This is a genomic window from Streptomyces anthophorae (genome assembly GCF_049310305.1).
In the GTDB taxonomy this organism is placed as follows: Bacteria; Actinomycetota; Actinomycetes; order Streptomycetales; family Streptomycetaceae; genus Streptomyces.
In genome coordinates this window covers 6187795-6204090 of sequence record NZ_JBLWQQ010000001.1, presented here as the reverse complement: position 1 = coordinate 6204090, position 16296 = coordinate 6187795, and the positions used below count along the sequence as shown (strand labels likewise).

Sequence of the window (16296 nt, the reverse complement as noted above, 5' to 3'; positions counted from 1 at the left end):
GGTGCCGCCTCGCTTTTCGTTGTCGTCACCGTGCCGGGCCGAACCACTCGGCGATCTTGGGAGCTGCCGACCTGAAGCCTCCGAAGTGGTCCCGGGCGCCCTGGTCCAGGACCGGGGTCCGGCCGCCCAGCCTGCGGGCGCAGCTGTAGGCGTTGCCGATCGGGACGTCGCTGTCGCCCGCCGCCGCGTACAGGCGGACCGGGATCCTCGGCTTCCAGGCGCAGGCGCCGTCGTTGGCCCTGAGGGTGGCGCGCAGCGCACCCGTGGGGTGCCGCAACTGCCGGTAGTAGGCGGGCGTGAGCAGCTCCCTCACCGTCCTGGGGAGGGCGTTGACGATGTCCTCCTCCTGGTGGTCGCCGTCGAAGAGGGACTCCACCCGGCTCGCGTAGGGGGCGCGGAACACCTCGGCCGGGCCCTTGTAGAGCGGGTGCAGCCGGTTCTGGGCGACGAGGAAGTACGCGGTGTAGAAGATGCCGCTGGTGTCGTTGACCCGGCCGTCGTACAGGGCCGGGATTTCCTGGCCCGAGAGGTCGTAAGGACCGCTGACCGGTGCCAGCGCCTTCAGCCGGAAGCCGTGGTCGGCGCCCGTCCTGAGCGCCTTGCCGAGGGCCATCGCAACCTGGCCGCCCTGGGAGAAGCCGGTGGCGTAGACGTCACCGGTGAGCGGGCGGTCCAGACGGTGCGCGGCGTGACGGGCGGCGCGCAGCATGTCGAGGGAGGCGGTCACCGAGGACGCCGTGTCCATGTACGGGTGGCGGCCGGGGCCCTCACCGAGACCCAGGTAGTCGGGGGCGGCGACGGCCCTGCCGGTGGAGGCGTACAGGTAGGAGGGGATGCGGCCGAAGTCGTCGCCGACGGACGGGGCGTAGCCGCGGTTGACCATGGTGCCGTGGGTGTCGGAGACGAGGCCGAGGCGCCGGTCGCCGCCGACGGGGAGGGTGAACAAGCCGGTGGCGGTGGTGGGTCGGCCGTGCGCGTCCGGTGTCCGGTAGGTGAGCCGGTAGGCCCGGACGCCATGGCGCACCTGCTCGGCGTCCACGCCGTGGTCGGTGAGCCACCGGACGACCTCGGCGCGGGTGAGCGTGGCGACCGGGATGACGGAGACGAGGGTGCCGCGGGCGGCCCGATGGGCGGCCGCCGGGGCGCTGTCGAGGGCCGTGGCGGCCGGCGCGGCGACGCCGCCCGCGAGGAGCAGCGCGGCGGCCACGGCCGCCCCTGCACGGGGCCATGAACTACGGGTGCGGATACGGGAGTTGCCGGTCTCGGTGGCCATGGCACGACGATAGGGATCGGCGCAGGTGGGAGGGCATCCGGCACACCCCCGGGGCCGAGGTGGACCTTTCCCCACCTCCACCCCTGGGGCAGCCCCCCAGGCCCCAGGGAGGTTAGAGCCGCTGAATGATCGTGCCGGTGGAGAGCGCTCCGCCCGCGCACATGGTGATGAGCGCGAACTCCTTGTCCCGGCGCTCCAGTTCGTGCAGCGCCGACGTGATGAGCCGCGCCCCTGTCGCCCCCACCGGATGCCCGAGGGCGATCGCCCCACCGTTCACGTTGACCTTCTCCAGGTCCTGCTCGAAGACCTGCGCCCAGCTCAACACCACCGACGCGAACGCCTCGTTGATCTCGACGATGTCGATGTCCTTCAGGGTCATCCCCGCCTTGCCGAGCACCGCCCGCGTCGCGTCGACCGGCCCGTCCAGGTGGTAGTGCGGGTCCGCCCCGACCAGCGCCTGCGCGACGATCCGCGCCCTCGGCCGCAGCTTCAGCGCCCGCGCCATCCGCTTCGACGCCCACATGATGGCGGACGCCCCGTCGGAGATCTGCGAGGAGTTGCCCGCCGTGTGCACGGCCGTCGGCATCACCGGCTTGAGCTTGGCGAGGCCCTCCATGCTCGTGTCGCGCAGGCCTTCGTCACGGTCGACGAGCCGCCACATACCCTGCCCCGCGGCCTGCTCCTCCTCCGTGGTGGGCACCTGCACCGCGAACGTCTCGCGTTTGAAGCGCTCCTCGGCCCAGGCGGTGGCGGCCCGCTCCTGGGAGATGAGGCCGAGCGAGTCCACGTTCTCCCGGGTCAACTCCCGCCTGCGCGCGATGCGTTCGGCGGCCTCGAACTGGTTGGGCAGATCCACGTTCCACTCGTCCGGGAACGGCTTGCCGGGCCCGTGCTTCGATCCCGACCCGAGCGGCACCCGTGACATCGCCTCGACGCCACAGCTGATGCCCACGTCGATGACGCCCGCCGCGATCATGTTGGCCGTCATGTGCGAGGCCTGCTGGGACGAGCCGCACTGACAGTCGACCGTCGTCGCGGCCGTCTCGTACGGCAGCCCCATCGTGAGCCAGGCCGTGCGCGCCGGGTTCATGGACTGCTCGCCCGCGTGCGTGACCGTGCCGCCCACGATCTGCTCGACGCAGTCCGGCTGGATGGCGGTGCGGCCGAGGAGTTCGCGGTACGTCTCGCCCAGTAGATAGGCGGGATGCAGATTGGCCAGCGCGCCGCCGCGCTTGCCGATCGGGGTGCGTACGGCTTCGACGATGACGGGCTCGGCTGCCATGACCTACGTCCTCTCCAGGATTCCCGGACCAGCACGACCAGAACTGGACAGACTCCGCGGACCTCGTGCACACGAAACTAGAACGCGTACCAGTTCTGCTTGCAGTCTCGGGTCCCTTACCCCCGGTACGCAAGGGGCGTGCACGCACATCGCACCGAACCGACACGACCGGGGGCCTTGCTACTTCTAGAACCCGTTATTACCTTCACAGCCACAACTGACGGATCGTCAGACCACCACGGGAGTGACTCCATGCCGTGCCCCGCGCTGCCCGACGGGTTCGACTTCACCGATCCCGACCTCCTCCAACACCGCATACCGCACCCGGAGTTCGCCGAGCTCAGGCAGGCCGAACCGGTCCGCTGGATCGAGCAGGAACACGGCATCTCCGGCTTCGACGACTCCGGTTACTGGGCCGTGACCCGCCACGCGGACGTCAAATACGTCTCCACTCACCCGGAGATCTACTCGTCCAACACCAATACCGCCGTGATCCGCTTCAATTCGTCGATCGAGCGCGACCAGATCGACGTACAGAAGATGATCATGCTCAACATGGACCCGCCCGAGCACACCCGGGTGCGCCAGATAGTGCAGCGCGGGTTCACTCCGCGCGCCATCCGGTCCCTGGAGGAGAAGCTCCGCAATCGCGCCGGCGACATCGTCGCCAAGGCGGTCCAACAGGCGGGCCCCGACGGCTCGTTCGACTTCGTCACCAACGTGGCCGTCGAGCTGCCGCTCCAGGCCATCGCCGAACTCATCGGCATCGAGCAGAAGGACCGCTCCAAGGTCTTCGACTGGTCCAACAAGATGGTGGCGTACGACGACCCGGAGTACGCGATCACCGAGGAGATCGGCGCCGAGGCCGCCATGGAGATCGTCGGCTACGCGATGAACCTCGCGGCCGACCGCAAGAAGTGCCCGGCCAAGGACATCGTGACGCAGCTGGTCGCGGCCGAGGACGAGGGCAACCTGTCCTCCGACGAGTTCGGCTTCTTCGTGATCCTGCTCGCCGTCGCCGGCAACGAGACGACCCGCAACGCCATCACCCACGGTATGCACGCCTTCCTCACCCACCCCGACCAGTGGGAGCTCTACAAGCGGGAGCGGCCGAGCACCACGGCCGAGGAGATCGTGCGCTGGGCGACCCCGGTCGTCTCCTTCCAGCGGACCGCCACACAGGACACCGAACTCGGCGGCCAGAAGATCAAGGCGGGCGACCGGGTCGGCCTCTTCTACTCCTCCGCCAATCACGACCCCGAGGTCTTCGAGAACCCGGACACCTTCGACATCACCCGCGACCCCAACCCGCACCTCGGCTTCGGCGGCGGCGGCCCGCACTTCTGCCTCGGCAAGTCCCTGGCGATCCTGGAGATCGACCTGATCTTCAACGCCCTGGCGGACGCGGCCCCGGACCTGCGCCTGGCGGGCGACCCCCGCCGCCTGCGCGCGGCGTGGCTGAACGGAGTGAAGGAGCTTCAGGTGGCGACCGGTTAAAGCCCCTGCGGCGATTGAGCAGCGGGGTCCGGGGCAGCGCCCCGCGACCGCACCACCGGCGCAGCCACAGAGGCCCGAGGCCCCGACAACACATACGTAAGGCCAAACCCGGCACCAACGACCACCGCACCCCCCACCGCGTCGAGAACCCAATGGTTCCCCGTCGCCACAATCGCGGACACCGTGAACAAGGGGTGGAGAAGGCCGAGCGCCTTCATCCACCACCTCGGGGCGAGCGCCACGATGACGACACCGCACCACAGGGACCAGCCGAAGTGCAGCGAGGGCATCGCCGCGTACTGGTTGGTGACCGCGGTGAGCGTCCCGTAGTCCGGCTGGGAGAAGTCCTGCACGCCGTGGACCGTGTCGATGAAGCCCAGCGTGGGCATCAGGCGCGGCGGCGCGAGCGGGTACAGCCAGAAGCCGACGAGGGCCAGGACCGTCGCGAAACCGAGGGAGGCGCGCGCCCAGCGGAAGTCCACGGGGCGGCGCACGTAGAGGACCGCGAGGACGGTCAGCGGCACCACAAAGTGAAAGGACGTGTAGTAAAAGTCGAAGAAATTGCGCAGCCATCCGACCGATACGACCGCATGGTTCGCCCAGTGCTCGACATCGATGTGCAGGAACTTCTCCAGTGAGTGCACCTGCGCCCCATGCTGCTCGGCCCGCTCCCTGCCGCCCGCCGCGACGATCCTGACCTGCTGGTACGCGGAGTATCCGACGCGGATGAGCAGGAGTTCGAGCAACAGGTTGGGGCGGGCGAGCGCGCGCCGCCACACCGGCAGCAGCGGCACCCACGGCCAGCGCGCGGGGACCGGCTCCGTGCGGACGGTGGGCCGTGCGGCCCCGAAGGCCGGGTCGGTGCGCCGCAGGAAGGGGACGGCGCAGGCCGCGGCGAGCACGGCGACCAGGACGAGGTTGTCCCGCAGCGGCGCGAGCACCGGCAGCTTCGGCAGTATCGCGGAGGCCGGGAGCGTCATGACCAGCACCACGGCGACCGGCCACACCGCCCGGTCGGCGGTCTTGGCCCCCACCCGGCCGACCACCGCGAGCAGCACCCACAGGAGCTGGTGCTGCCAGGTCGTCGGTGACACCGCGACCGCGACACAGCCGGTGACCGCTACGGCGAGCAGCAGTTGCCCGTCGCGCGCGTACGCGATGGAGCGGCGCAGGCCGAGCACGGCCACGGCGGCGCCGAGTGCCAGGAAGAGGGCGATCTCCAGGGGCCCCGACAGGCCCAGGCGCAGCAGCATGCCGTGCAGCGACTGATTGGCTACGGCGGCCGGATCCGCGGCGAGGCCCGCGCCCGCCACATGATGCACCCAGTACGTCCACGAGTCCTGCGGCATCGCGAGCCAGGCGACGCCGGTGCCCGCGGCGAAGGCGGCCCCCGTCGCGGCGGCGGCGCGGCGGCGGCCGGTGAACCAGAGGAGCGGGGCGAACAGCAGCACCGTCGGCTGGAGCGCGGCGGCGACTCCGATCAGGACGCCGGACGCCACCTGCCCGCGTACCGCGAAGCAGCCGAGCAGCACGAGCAGGACCGGGAGGATGCTGGTCTGGCCGAGCGTGAAGGCGTTGCGCACCGGCAGCGACAGCATGAGCAGGCTGATGGCGACGGGCGCCGCGAACTGTGCCGTACGCCGGGACACGGGCCGCGGCAGGGCGTGCGCGGCGACCACGCCGAGCGCGACGACCAGGGCCAGCGAGCCGAACGTCCAGCCCCAGCCGAGCGCCTGCTCCGCCGCGCGCGCGAGCGGCTTGAGGACGAGCCCCGCGAACGGGGGGCCGGTGAACCGGTCGGGCGCGTCGTACAGGGAGCCGCTGACGTGCAGCACTCCTTCGGGGCCGATCCAGGTCTCCAGATCGGTGAGCCGTTCACTCGGAGGAGCGCTCAGCACCGCCACGAGTTGACGCGCGCCGAGCACGGCCGCGATCAGCCACAGGCCGGCGCGCAGCACACCGAGCCGTCCCGTCACCGGATCAGTGGATCCCGGCGCCGCTCCTCCGTGCTCCGCGTTCGCCACGCTTTTCGGACCTCCCGCTCAACTCGGCCGGTTCACCGACATACACCGCACTCCCGGTAAGACGCAGGCAACTGCTCCTTCACCTGTCTGTCCACCGGGATTTGACGGATAGGCAGTGTCTTCAGCCACTTTGTCCCGGCCTTCACACGTGCGGTTCCGCGACATAGATCACAAGAATTTGCATCAGCACCGTGCGAACGCCTCGACGTTTTCCCAGGCCGGAGGGGGTTTCCTCACGGGGAGAAGTTAACTGAACACTACCCGTTACGGGCGCGGGCGCCCCTATGGTCGATGCGTCGGCCGTTCCGCGTGAACGGCCGTTGCTCTTGTCCCCGACGAAAGGAAGGCGAAGGACCCGTGTCCAGCGCCACTTCCATCGCCCCCAGTACCGGCGGGTCCTTCGCCCCCACGAAGGACCGCACCTCATCCGAGCCCACCACCACCGACCCCGCGCTGGTCAAGCGCGCGGTCAAGGCGGCAGCCCTCGGCAACGCGATGGAGTGGTTCGACTTCGGCGTCTACGGCTATCTGACCGCGACGCTCGGACACGTCTTCTTCCCCGCGGCATCGAGCACGGCACAGGTCCTGTCCACGCTCGGCACCTTCGCCGCCGCCTTCCTCGTGCGCCCCATCGGCGGCGCCTTCTTCGGCCCGCTCGGCGACCGCATCGGCCGTCAGCGCGTCCTCGCCATCACCATGATCATGATGTCGGCGGGCACCTTCGCGATCGGCCTGATTCCGTCGCACGGCGCCATCGGCATCTGGGCGCCGGTGCTGCTGATCGTGGCGCGCATGGTGCAGGGCTTCTCGGCCGGTGGCGAGTACGGCGGCGCCTGCACGTTCATCGCCGAGTACGCGCCCGACAAGCGCCGCGGCTTCTTCGGCTCCTTCCTGGAGCTCGGCACCAACGCCGGTTACGTCGCCGGTGCCGCCCTCGCGACGGTGCTCACGACGACGATGGCCACCGACGACCTCTACAGCTGGGGCTGGCGCATCCCGTTCCTGATCGCGGGCCCGATCGGCCTGGTCGGTCTCTACGTCCGGATGAAGCTCGAGGAGACCCCGGCGTTCAAGAAGCTGGCGGACGAGGCCGAGGCGAAGGAGAAGTCCAACCCGAAGCCGAAGCTGAAGGAGATGTTCATCGGCAACGCGAAGCCGATGTTCCTGTGCATCGCGCTGGTCCTGGTCTTCAACGTGACCGACTACATGCTGCTCTCCTACATGCCGACGTTCCTCAGCGAGGAGCTGCACTACGACGCCACGCACGGCACGCTGATCCTCATCGGCGTGATGCTGCTGATGATGATCGTGCAGCTCCCGACGGGCCTCGCCAACGACCGCTTCGGCCACCGCTGGGTGATCGGCATCGGCTGCGCCGGCTTCCTCGCGCTGTCCGTCCCCGCCATCCTGCTGATCCAGCAGGGCTCCACGTGGGCGATCGCGCTCGGCCTGGCCGCGCTCGGCCTGCTGCTCGTCTCCTTCACCTCGTCGATGCCCTCGACGCTGCCCGCCCTGTTCGACACGAAGGTCCGCTACGGCTCCCTGGCCGTCAGCTTCAACCTGTCCGTCTCGATCTTCGGCGGTACGACGCCGCTGGTCGTGGCCTCGCTCATCGCGGCCACGGGCAACCTGATGATCCCGGCCTACTACATGATGGCCGCGGCCCTCATCGGCGGTATCGCGGTGTGGCGCATGAAGGAGTCCGCGGGCAAGCCGCTGCCGGGCTCGCCGCCGGCGGTCTGAAGCGCGCGCAGATCGTGAAGCGGGCGGGTCCCGAGCGGTGAACATCGCTCAGGGCCCGCCCGCTTCCGCGTTCCCCTGCCTACGCTGACGGCCATGACGACTCAACCGGCACACCCTGGGCCCGAGTCCGCGGCCGCCGTCGACGCCTACCTCGCGGGGCTCCTCGCCCCCGCCGACGAGGCGCTGGCCGCGGCCCTCACCGACAGCGAGGCGGCGGGGCTGCCCGGCATCAACGTCTCGGCCACCCACGGGAAACTGCTGCACCTGATCGCCCGCGTCCAGGGCGCCCGCCGGATCCTGGAGATCGGCACGCTCGGCGGTTACAGCACCATTTGGCTGGCCCGCGCGCTGCCCGCCGACGGGACGCTGATCACCCTGGAGTACAGCGACCGGCACGCCCAGGTGGCCCGCGCCAACATCGCCCGCGCGGGCCTGGACAAGGTGGTCGAGGTCCGGGTGGGCGCGGCGCTCGACTCGCTGCCGCGCCTCGCCGAGGAGGGCGGCGACTTCGACCTCGTCTTCATCGACGCGGACAAGGTCAACAACCCGCACTACCTGGAGTGGGCGCTGCGGATGACGCACCCGGGCAGCGTGATCGTCGTCGACAACGTGGTGCGCGGCGGGCGCGTGACGAACCCCGACTCCACGGAGGGCGACGTCGTCGGCACCCGCGCCGCCCTCCAGCTGCTCGCGGACCATCCGAGGCTTGAGGCGACGGCGATCCAGACGGTGGGCGCCAAGGGGCACGACGGCTTCGCGCTGGCCTATGTGAGTTCGTGACAGAAGCCGACGTGCACGCTGCGCGGCCCGCTCCGGTCGGCCACGAGCACCTCGCCGGAGGAGCCGCGCGGCAGCGTCACCACCCCGCCGTACGCGACGTGTTGGCCCATCCCCCGCGACTGCGGCTCGAACCGCACGCGCACCTCGGAGGCCGGGTCGTCCTGCGAGCCGCGCAGCCAGAACAGGACCCAGTCGCCTTCGGGGCCGCACCGGAACTCCAGGTGCGCCCGCGACACGAACAGCCAGTCGTCGGGAACGACGAGCCGGCACACGCTCGCGTCGCGGCCGACCCGCAGTACGGATCCCGGCTCGCTGCGGGCCTCGGCCATGGCCATCGCGGCCGTCGCCCCCGCGTCGTCCCCGGCCATCGTGGCCATGGTCAGTTCGAGCACCGCGCTCCCCCCTCACCACCGTCGAGCTCCTGGCGCCCTGGCCGCCCCTGACCGCCCGTCGTCGCTCGCCGTCCCTCGCAGCCTATGGCGCCACGATCCGCTCTGGGACACTTGCTTCATGACCGAACGAAAACCGCCCGGAGTCAGTTTCGAGTCATTCGTCGACAAACAGATCCGCGACGCGGAACGACGCGGCGACTTCTCCTCGCTGCCCGGCGCGGGCAAGCCCCTCGACAGCTCGGCCGATGCCACGTACGACGAGAACTGGTGGATCAAGGGGAAGCTGGCCCGCGAGGGCTTCTCCGTCCTGCCGCCCTCGCTCGCGCTGCGCAAGGAGGCCGAGGACACCCTGGCGGCGCTGCCGAAGACGCCGTCGGAGCGGATCGTGCGCGACAGGCTCGCGGAACTCAACGACAAGATCCGCGACATGATGTTCAAGCCGCCGCCCGGCCCGCCGCTCGGCCTGAAGCCGTACACGGCCGAGGAGATCGAGGACATCGTGCGCGAGTGGCGGGAGGCGCGGGAGTCACGGCCGGGGCGCGAGTCGGCCTGAGAGGTCGCTGAGGCACGATGGACGCATGAGTATCGTCAAGATCAACGCGCTCACCGTCCCTGAAGAGCAGCGGGAAGTCCTCGAGAAGCGTTTCGGCGCGCGGGCCGGCGCCGTCGAGAGCTCCGACGGGTTCGAGTGGTTCGAGCTGCTGCGCCCCGTCGAGGGCACCGACCAGTACCTCGTCTACACCCGCTGGCGCGACGAGGCCGCCTTCCAGGCCTGGATGGAGGGCCCCATGAAGTCCGCCCACCAGGGCCCGCAGGACGGCGACCGCCCGAAGCCGGCCGCGACGGGCTCCACGGTGTGGTCCTTCGAGGTGGCCCAGCAGGCGGCCCCGAAGCCGTAACCCCTCCGGGCCCACCCGGCCCCGCCCCCTCGGCCTGCCGTTTCGGGGGCTTGCCCGGTGGGCCGGGGGGGGAGGGCGGCACTCGGTGGCCCGGGGAGCCTGGCCGGTTGCCTCCAGGAGACGAAGCTCCGGGCCTCCCGTCGGCCCGACGCCACCTCGGGCACCGACCTGCCACCGCCTCGGGCGCCCGCCTGCCGCCTCCACGTGCTTCGCCCACCTCCCACCCACCCGCCCCCTTCGTGGGCTCCCGCTCCGACGGGGACAGCCCCGGAGAGGGCGGGCCCGAAGCCCCGGAGAGGGCGGGCCCGAAGGTGCGGCCCCAACGGTCACGCGCCCAGAAGAGGCGCAGCCCCTAGTGGCGTGCCCCCTTAAGGGCGTTGCTGCCCCAAGGGCTGAGGCCCAATAAAGGCAGACCCACCCGGGCGCGAAGCCCCTCCGGGTGCCAGGCCCGACGAGCGTCAGACCCACCCGGACGCGATGCCCGATGGTGGCAGGCCCACCTGGATGCGAAGCCCGATGGGCCACCCGGACGCGAAGCCCCTCCGGGCGCCAGGCCCGACGAGCGTCAGATCCGCCCGGGTGTCAGGCCCACCCGGGCGCCAGGCCCGACGGAGCGTCAGGCCCACCCGGGCGTCAGACCCCCGTCCGCCTCAAGGCCCCCCGGCTCACAGCCTCAGGAGGCGTTCCGCTGTCTCCCGGTAGTCCCGGAGGGCAAGGCGGAGGCGTTCCGTGTCCTCCGTCGAGTCCTGCCAGGACGTGCGCAGGGTGTGGCGGTGGCTCGCGAGGGTTTCGGTGAGGCGGGCCGTCAGGTCCTCCAGCACGTGGTCGGCCTCCTCCACCGCGGCGCGCGGCTCGTCGACGAAGCCGGTGAGCGCGTGCCGCAGCCGCCCCTCCAGTTCCTCGCGCTCGCCCGTGGGGACGAGGCCGCCACGGGCCGGCGTGACCCCCTTGCCGGCCCCGGCCGTCCGCTCGGGATCCGGCACGACCCTCTTGTCGGCCGTGGCCGCCTGGCCGCGGGCCGGTCCGATCCCCTGGTCGGCCTCGGTCGGCCTCTCCGGGTGCAACGCGACCCCCTCGTCGTCCGCGGCCCGCCTCGCGGGAGCCGCCGACCTCTCCGGATCCACCGCGATCCCCTTGTCGACCCCGTCCGCCGCGGCGCGCTCGATGTTCGTCATGGGACTCAACTCCCCTTCGCCAGGCGCCCCTTGAACGCGCCGGGCCGCTTGTGTGTCGGGCGCTCCGCGGTGCGGGCGCGGGCCGTCGCACGGTCCGGGCCGACCAGTTCGTCGAAGAGCGGCCGCGCCTCGATCATCGCCTCGCGCAGCTCCTCCGTCCCGGCCCCGCTCTCCTCGGCGCGGCCCGTACGGGCGTGCGCCGCGCGGTGCACGCGCCGGTACCCGTGCACGTGCGAGCCGTGATGGACGGAGAGCGCGTCGAGCTGCTCCTCGTAGTGGACGCCGTCCGGGAAGCCGCGCTCGTGCGCCAGGTCGGCGAGGAGCAGATCGACCTCGGCGACGGCGGCGTCCGGGGACTCGACGAAGCGTTCCTGGGCGTCGGCCCAGCGCACCAGGTAGCGCTCGCGAACGACGGGATCCAGCGGCTGCTCGCGCAACGCACCGTGGCGCTTCACGCGCTCGGTCAGCTCCCGCTCCGCCGCCCTGGTGTCACCGTCGTGCCGCGCCACGGTCCGCTCGTACTCGGGCCCGAAGCGGCGCCGCAGTCCGCGCCCGCCGCGGGGCCCGGTCCGCGCGGCGAAGATCCCCGCCGCGACGACGACCAGGACCCCCACCACGATCAGAGCGATGATCAAGCCTGTGGACATGACTGCCTTCCCTCAACAGTGGCTGTTCCACGCCGGGTTGCCCCGGCTGAGGGCCTGAAACAGATCCGAACCGGCCACGGCGAATCCCGGTTGCGTCCACCCACCCCACCGGCCTCACCATGTCCCATGAACACCACGCCCTGGACCGTCGCCCCCGAGCCGTACGACTCCCCCGCGGCCGCCGCGCTGTGGCGCGCGTACTTCACGGAGGTGAGCGACCGCTGGTATCTCCTGCACGAGGGACACGCGTCCGACCCGGACGGGTTGGAGCGGGCGATCGCCGCCGAGTCGGGCTCCGAACTGGCCCCGCCGCACGGCCGGTTGCTGCTCGCCCGGTACGCGGGCGAGCCCGCGGGGACGGCCGGCGTACGGCTCGTGGACACGGACACGGCCGAGCTCACGCGCGTCTACGTACGCGAGGAGCTGCGCGGCAAGGGCGGCGCCGCGCTCCTGGTGGCCGCTGCGGAGGACGCGGCCCGCGCGCTCGGCGCCACCGCGATCCGCCTCGACACCCGCAGCGACCTGGTGGAGGCGCGGGCCCTGTACGCGCGGCTCGGTTACGCGGAGACGGCGCCGCACAACGCCGACGTCTACGCCGAGCACTGGTTCAGGAAGGAGCTGGCGCCGCCCCGGCCCCCTCGTGCGGGCGCTCCGCGTCCGAGCCGCACATCTCGGCGTTGAGGTCGGCGACCAGCTCGACGAGGTCGCGAGGACGGTCCGGGCCCCACCAGTCGCCGAGCAGTTCGGCGAGGGACTCCTCGCGGGCCCGCCCGAGGCGTTCGGCGACCGCGCGGCCCTCCTCGGTGAGGATCAGGTCGGGGCCCTCGCGCACGGCGAGGCGGCGCTCCTCGACCTGCCGGGCCGCGTCGATGATCACGGGCAGCGGGATCGCCGTGTACTCGGCGAGGACGCCCGGCTCCGCCCACCCGTTGCGATGGGTGCGCAGCACCAGCCAGCTCGCCGCGGGCAGCAGGTCGTAGCCGGCCTTCGCGGTGATCTTCTCGTACACCTCGCGGCGCCCCTCGCGGCTGCCGAGCGTGGACAGGGCGCGCACCGCCTCGTCGTACGAGGAGCGCTCGACGGGGTTGCTGGCGAGCGTCTCGGTGACGTCGGGCGCGGTGACCGAGCCGCGCAGCGGGTCCTCGTGCAGCAGCAGCGCGAGCGCGAAGGCGAGCAGCGTGACCGGGACCGCGTACAGGAAGACGTCCGTGATGGACGTGGAGTAGGCGTGGACGACCGGATCCCGCAGGCCCGGCGGGAGGGCGGCGATGCCGCGCGGGTCGGCGCCGAGCGAGTCCGGGGTGACGCCCGGTGGCAGCTGCCGTCCGGCGAGGGCGTCGCCGAGCCTGCTCGCGAGCTGGTTCGCGAAGATCGTGCCGAAGATCGCCACACCGAACGAGGCGCCGATGGACCGGAAGAACGTGGCGCCCGATGTGGCCACGCCCAGGTCCTCGTACGGGACGGCGTTCTGCACGATCAGGACCAGGACCTGCATGACGAGGCCGAGGCCCGCGCCGAAGACGAAGAAGTACAGGCTCATGATGCCCGTGGCCGTGTGCTCGTCCATGTTGTGCAGGAGCAGCAGCCCGATCATGGTGATGGCCGTGCCGGCGACGGGGAAGACCTTCCAGCGTCCGGTGCGGCTGACGACCTGCCCGGACAGCGTGGTCGACAGCAGGATGCCGAAGACCATCGGCAGCATGTGCACACCGGACATGGTCGGCGTGACGCCCTGGACGACCTGGAGGAACGTCGGCAGGTACGTCATCGCGCCGAACATCGCGAAGCCGATGACGAAGCTGATGACCGCCGACAAGGTGAAGGTGCGGACCCGGAACAGACGCATCGGCAGGACCGGCTCCGCCGCCCTGAACTCGACGAACACGAAGGCGACTCCGAGGAGCACACCCAGGACCGCGAGTCCGATGATCTGCGGCGAACCCCACGCCCACGTGGTGCCGCCGAGCGAGGCGACCAGGACGAGACAGGTGGCGACGGAGGCGACGAGGAACGTGCCGAGGTAGTCGATGCGGTGCTCGCGGGAGCGGGCCGGGATGTGCAGGGCCGCGGCGATCACGAGGAGCGCGACGACGCCGATCGGCAGATTGACGTAGAAGACCCAGCGCCAGCTGAGATGCTCGGTGAACAGGCCGCCGAGCAGCGGTCCGAGGACGCTCGTCGCACCGAAGACGGCGCCGAACAGGCCCTGGTACTTGCCGCGTTCGCGCGGCGAGACGATGTCGCCGACGATCGCCATGGACAGCACCATCAGGCCGCCGCCACCGAGTCCTTGCAGGGCACGGAAGCCGATCAACTGGCCCATGTTCTGCGCGAGTCCGCACAGCGCCGAGCCCACGAGGAAGATGACGATGGCGAGTTGGAAGAGCTTCTTGCGTCCGTACTGGTCGCCGAGTTTCCCCCACAGCGGGGTCGCCGCCGTCGCGGCGAGCATGTACGCGGTGACGACCCAGGACAGATGTTCCAGGCCGCCCAGATCGCTGACGATGGTCGGCAGGGCCGTCGACACGATCGTCTGGTCGAGCGAGGCCAGCAGCATGCCGAGCAGCAACGCGCCGATCGACACGAGGACGCCGCCCGTCTTGGCGCCCTCCCTGGACGCGACGGGTGCTCCGCGACCGCTGTCTCCCGGCCCCACGGCATCGATGTCCTGGCTGCTCATGGCCACCTCCGAAGCCGGCCCGGCGCGGACGGAGCCGGGTGCTTGGTACTTCCCATCCTGGTAGGTGTGACCAGGTTTGGCCTGTTGAGTCATGCGGCGCTGAAAGTTTTACGCGACGGCCCCCGGTCACGGTGTGCGCACGGGTGACGACGAGCGTTTACGGGACCGGCGCTGCGGCCGGGGCCCGCGGGTCTGCATAATGCGCTGCAACGACCGGGCGGGGGGCCCGGGCGTCCGGCAGGGGGTACCGAGCAGTGAGCGATGAACGTCGTACGTGTCCGGAGTGCGGGATCGAGGAGGGGCCCGACGGGACGCCGTCCTGCGCCTGCGACCCGGAAGCCTTCGCTCCGCTCCGTGTCCGCCCCTACGTCTCGCTCTCGGAGCCGTCCCAGCCGGCCCCGCCACGGGCCGCGGACCCGTACGCGTATCCGCCACCGCCTCCGCACACCGCGGACGACGCCGACGACGGGCGGGAGCCGGACGAGCCGCCCACCCACGGCCGGATGCTGCTGCTCTCCGCGGTCACGGGCGTGCTGAGCGTGGCGACCCTGGTCACGGTGCTGATCACGTCCCCGGGCGACGACGGCGCGTCCGCCTCGGACCACACGGCGGCGACGGCGACAGCGGTCCCTTCCGCCCCGTCCCGCCCGGCGACCCCGACCTCACGCTCCGCGTCCCCGTCGGCGAAGACCTCACCGTCCGCGTCGCCCACACCGACGCACTCGCGGACCGTCAGCGCCTCCCCCGCACCGACCAGGAAGAAGCCCGACACGGACACCAGGAAACGCGACCGCAGCCCGTCCCCTTCGGCCTCCCGCACGACGTCGTCGGCACCGGCCGACGACGCGACCCTGCGCAAGGGCGACAGCGGTCACGAGGTCGCCGAACTCCAGTGGCGCCTCAAGCAGTTGAACCTGTACGTGGGCGAAATAACCGGCGACTTCGACAACCCCACGGAATCCGCGGTCGGCACATACCAACTCTCCCGCGGCATCAACGACGACAAGCGCGGCGAATACGGCCCGGCGACCCGCACGGCGCTGGAACGAGAGACCGGAAACAAACGGAGCCGCTGGCATTAGGGGCGCGGGGAACTGCGCGCCCAGCCACGACAGGGCGAAACCCGCGACGCCCCCAAACCTCTGTGGCCCAGGGCAAAAAGCACCTCACCCCACGTGCAGCGCAACCTCGCCGCCACCGAGAACCTCAACCCGTACAACCGAAAGATCCGGAACACACACGGTCGCCCCGTGCGCCCGGGCGCGAGGCCCAACCCCCACAACCCGCATCCCCGCGGAGCGCCCCGCCGAGATCCCCGCCCCCGAGTCCTCGAACACCACGCACTCCGCCGGATCGACCCCCAGCTCGGCCGCGCCCTTCAGGAACCCCTCGGGATCCGGCTTGCTGGCCCCCACGTTCTCCGCGGTCACCCGCACCGCCGGGTAGGGCAGCCCGGCCGCCCCCATCCGCGCGGTGGACAGCGCGAGGTCCGCCGAGGTGACGAGGGCGTACGGAACCCCGCCGGCCGCGACCGCGTCGAGGAAGCGGGCCGCGCCGGGGATCTCGACGACGCCCTCCACGTCGGCGGTCTCCTCGGCGAGCATGCGCGCGTTGTCCGCGTAGTTCTCCTCCATGGGCCGCTCGGGGAGCAGCTCGGCGAGCGTGGCGTGGGCCTGGCGGCCGTGCGCGACGGAGAGGACGTGCTCGGCGTCGAATCCGTGGGCGGCGGCCCAGCGGCGCCAGATCCGCTCGACGACGGCGTCGGAGTTGACGAGGGTGCCGTCCATGTCGAGGAGGAGTGCGCGCGCCTTGAGAACAGTGGGCACCGTGGGCGAGGCCGTCATCGGCGGGCTCCAGACCTGTGAAGGCGTGAGAAGGACAAGGCGGCCCCGCCCGCTGGTCAG

General features: G+C 71.3%; 15 protein-coding genes. 7 read left to right on the top strand and 8 right to left on the bottom strand.

Annotated features, from left to right (window positions below):
• Positions 1-25: 25 nt before the first annotated feature.
• Both ACNYS0_RS28110 and ACNYS0_RS28105 read right to left on the bottom strand, forming a co-directional pair.
• Entirely contained in the window at positions 26-1273 is a 1248-nt protein-coding gene (locus ACNYS0_RS28110) for an alpha/beta hydrolase (RefSeq protein ID WP_422477270.1), read from the bottom strand.
• A 112-nt stretch (positions 1274-1385) separates the two neighbouring features.
• Positions 1386-2555, bottom strand: coding sequence for a steroid 3-ketoacyl-CoA thiolase (locus ACNYS0_RS28105; protein ID WP_422477268.1), 1170 nt, complete (start codon positions 2553-2555; stop codon positions 1386-1388).
• 252 nt (positions 2556-2807) lie between these two features.
• Here ACNYS0_RS28105 and ACNYS0_RS28100 point away from each other — a divergent pair, with 252 nt between their 5' ends.
• The gene (locus ACNYS0_RS28100; RefSeq protein ID WP_422477266.1) at positions 2808-4052 is read left to right on the top strand and encodes a cytochrome P450; all 1245 of its coding nucleotides are present in this window, start codon (positions 2808-2810) and stop codon (positions 4050-4052) included.
• Here the strand turns inward: ACNYS0_RS28100 and ACNYS0_RS28095 are convergent.
• Entirely contained in the window at positions 4049-6076 is a 2028-nt protein-coding gene (locus ACNYS0_RS28095; RefSeq protein WP_422477264.1) for a bifunctional glycosyltransferase 87/phosphatase PAP2 family protein, read from the bottom strand. The two genes, ACNYS0_RS28100 and ACNYS0_RS28095, sit on opposite strands and share 4 nt — an antisense overlap.
• Positions 6077-6433: 357 nt before the next feature.
• On the opposite strand from ACNYS0_RS28095, the gene ACNYS0_RS28090 reads away from it, so the two are divergent.
• Positions 6434-7819: an MFS transporter gene (locus ACNYS0_RS28090; protein WP_422477262.1), complete on the top strand. Its 1386-nt coding sequence runs from the start codon at positions 6434-6436 to the stop codon at positions 7817-7819.
• A gap of 93 nt (positions 7820-7912) precedes the next feature.
• On the top strand, positions 7913-8599 hold the full coding sequence (locus ACNYS0_RS28085) for an O-methyltransferase (protein WP_422477260.1): 687 nt from the start codon (positions 7913-7915) through the stop codon (positions 8597-8599).
• Here ACNYS0_RS28085 and ACNYS0_RS28080 read toward each other — a convergent pair.
• The gene (locus ACNYS0_RS28080) at positions 8584-8991 is read right to left on the bottom strand and encodes an FHA domain-containing protein (protein WP_422477258.1); all 408 of its coding nucleotides are present in this window, start codon (positions 8989-8991) and stop codon (positions 8584-8586) included. The two genes, ACNYS0_RS28085 and ACNYS0_RS28080, sit on opposite strands and share 16 nt — an antisense overlap.
• Before the next feature lie 118 nt (positions 8992-9109).
• On the opposite strand from ACNYS0_RS28080, the gene ACNYS0_RS28075 reads away from it, so the two are divergent.
• Both ACNYS0_RS28075 and ACNYS0_RS28070 read left to right on the top strand, forming a co-directional pair.
• On the top strand, positions 9110-9544 hold the full coding sequence (locus tag ACNYS0_RS28075) for a DnaJ family domain-containing protein (RefSeq protein ID WP_422477256.1): 435 nt from the start codon (positions 9110-9112) through the stop codon (positions 9542-9544).
• A 25-nt stretch (positions 9545-9569) separates the two neighbouring features.
• Complete coding sequence (locus ACNYS0_RS28070) at positions 9570-9890, top strand: antibiotic biosynthesis monooxygenase family protein (RefSeq protein WP_422477254.1); 321 nt, start codon at positions 9570-9572, stop codon at positions 9888-9890.
• A 665-nt stretch (positions 9891-10555) separates the two neighbouring features.
• On the opposite strand, the gene ACNYS0_RS28065 is transcribed toward ACNYS0_RS28070, so the two are convergent.
• Entirely contained in the window at positions 10556-11065 is a 510-nt protein-coding gene (locus ACNYS0_RS28065) for a hypothetical protein (protein WP_422477252.1), read from the bottom strand.
• A 5-nt stretch (positions 11066-11070) separates the two neighbouring features.
• Complete coding sequence (locus tag ACNYS0_RS28060) at positions 11071-11712, bottom strand: hypothetical protein (RefSeq protein WP_422477250.1); 642 nt, start codon at positions 11710-11712, stop codon at positions 11071-11073.
• Between the two features lie 126 nt (positions 11713-11838).
• On the opposite strand from ACNYS0_RS28060, the gene ACNYS0_RS28055 reads away from it, so the two are divergent.
• The gene (locus ACNYS0_RS28055) at positions 11839-12393 is read left to right on the top strand and encodes a GNAT family N-acetyltransferase (protein ID WP_422477248.1); all 555 of its coding nucleotides are present in this window, start codon (positions 11839-11841) and stop codon (positions 12391-12393) included.
• On the opposite strand, the gene ACNYS0_RS28050 is transcribed toward ACNYS0_RS28055, so the two are convergent.
• The gene (locus ACNYS0_RS28050; RefSeq protein WP_422477246.1) at positions 12320-14392 is read right to left on the bottom strand and encodes an MDR family MFS transporter; all 2073 of its coding nucleotides are present in this window, start codon (positions 14390-14392) and stop codon (positions 12320-12322) included. The two genes, ACNYS0_RS28055 and ACNYS0_RS28050, sit on opposite strands and share 74 nt — an antisense overlap.
• Positions 14393-14646: 254 nt before the next feature.
• Between ACNYS0_RS28050 and ACNYS0_RS28045 the strand changes: the two genes are divergently transcribed.
• Entirely contained in the window at positions 14647-15474 is an 828-nt protein-coding gene (locus ACNYS0_RS28045; protein WP_422477244.1) for a peptidoglycan-binding domain-containing protein, read from the top strand.
• 84 nt (positions 15475-15558) lie between these two features.
• Here the strand turns inward: ACNYS0_RS28045 and ACNYS0_RS28040 are convergent, their stop codons facing one another.
• Positions 15559-16236 carry an HAD family hydrolase gene (locus ACNYS0_RS28040; RefSeq protein WP_422477242.1) on the bottom strand — a complete coding sequence of 226 codons (678 nt, stop codon included), beginning with the start codon at positions 16234-16236 and terminating at the stop codon, positions 15559-15561.
• Positions 16237-16296: the final 60 nt, after the last annotated feature.

Excerpts from the sequence above, each read along its gene's own strand:
- ACNYS0_RS28110 (WP_422477270.1), bottom strand. The coding sequence starts at position 1,273 with ATGGCCACCGAGACCGGCAACTCCCGTATCCGCACCCGTAGTTCATGG.
- ACNYS0_RS28105 (WP_422477268.1), bottom strand. The coding sequence starts at position 2,555 with ATGGCAGCCGAGCCCGTCATCGTCGAAGCCGTACGCACCCCGATCGGC.
- ACNYS0_RS28100 (WP_422477266.1), top strand. The coding sequence starts at position 2,808 with ATGCCGTGCCCCGCGCTGCCCGACGGGTTCGACTTCACCGATCCCGAC.
- ACNYS0_RS28085 (WP_422477260.1), top strand. The coding sequence starts at position 7,913 with ATGACGACTCAACCGGCACACCCTGGGCCCGAGTCCGCGGCCGCCGTC.
- ACNYS0_RS28075 (WP_422477256.1), top strand. The coding sequence starts at position 9,110 with ATGACCGAACGAAAACCGCCCGGAGTCAGTTTCGAGTCATTCGTCGAC.
- ACNYS0_RS28070 (WP_422477254.1), top strand. The coding sequence starts at position 9,570 with ATGAGTATCGTCAAGATCAACGCGCTCACCGTCCCTGAAGAGCAGCGG.
- ACNYS0_RS28065 (WP_422477252.1), bottom strand. The coding sequence starts at position 11,065 with ATGACGAACATCGAGCGCGCCGCGGCGGACGGGGTCGACAAGGGGATC.
- ACNYS0_RS28060 (WP_422477250.1), bottom strand. The coding sequence starts at position 11,712 with ATGTCCACAGGCTTGATCATCGCTCTGATCGTGGTGGGGGTCCTGGTC.
- ACNYS0_RS28055 (WP_422477248.1), top strand. The coding sequence starts at position 11,839 with ATGAACACCACGCCCTGGACCGTCGCCCCCGAGCCGTACGACTCCCCC.
- ACNYS0_RS28050 (WP_422477246.1), bottom strand. The coding sequence starts at position 14,392 with ATGAGCAGCCAGGACATCGATGCCGTGGGGCCGGGAGACAGCGGTCGC.
- ACNYS0_RS28040 (WP_422477242.1), bottom strand. The coding sequence starts at position 16,236 with ATGACGGCCTCGCCCACGGTGCCCACTGTTCTCAAGGCGCGCGCACTC.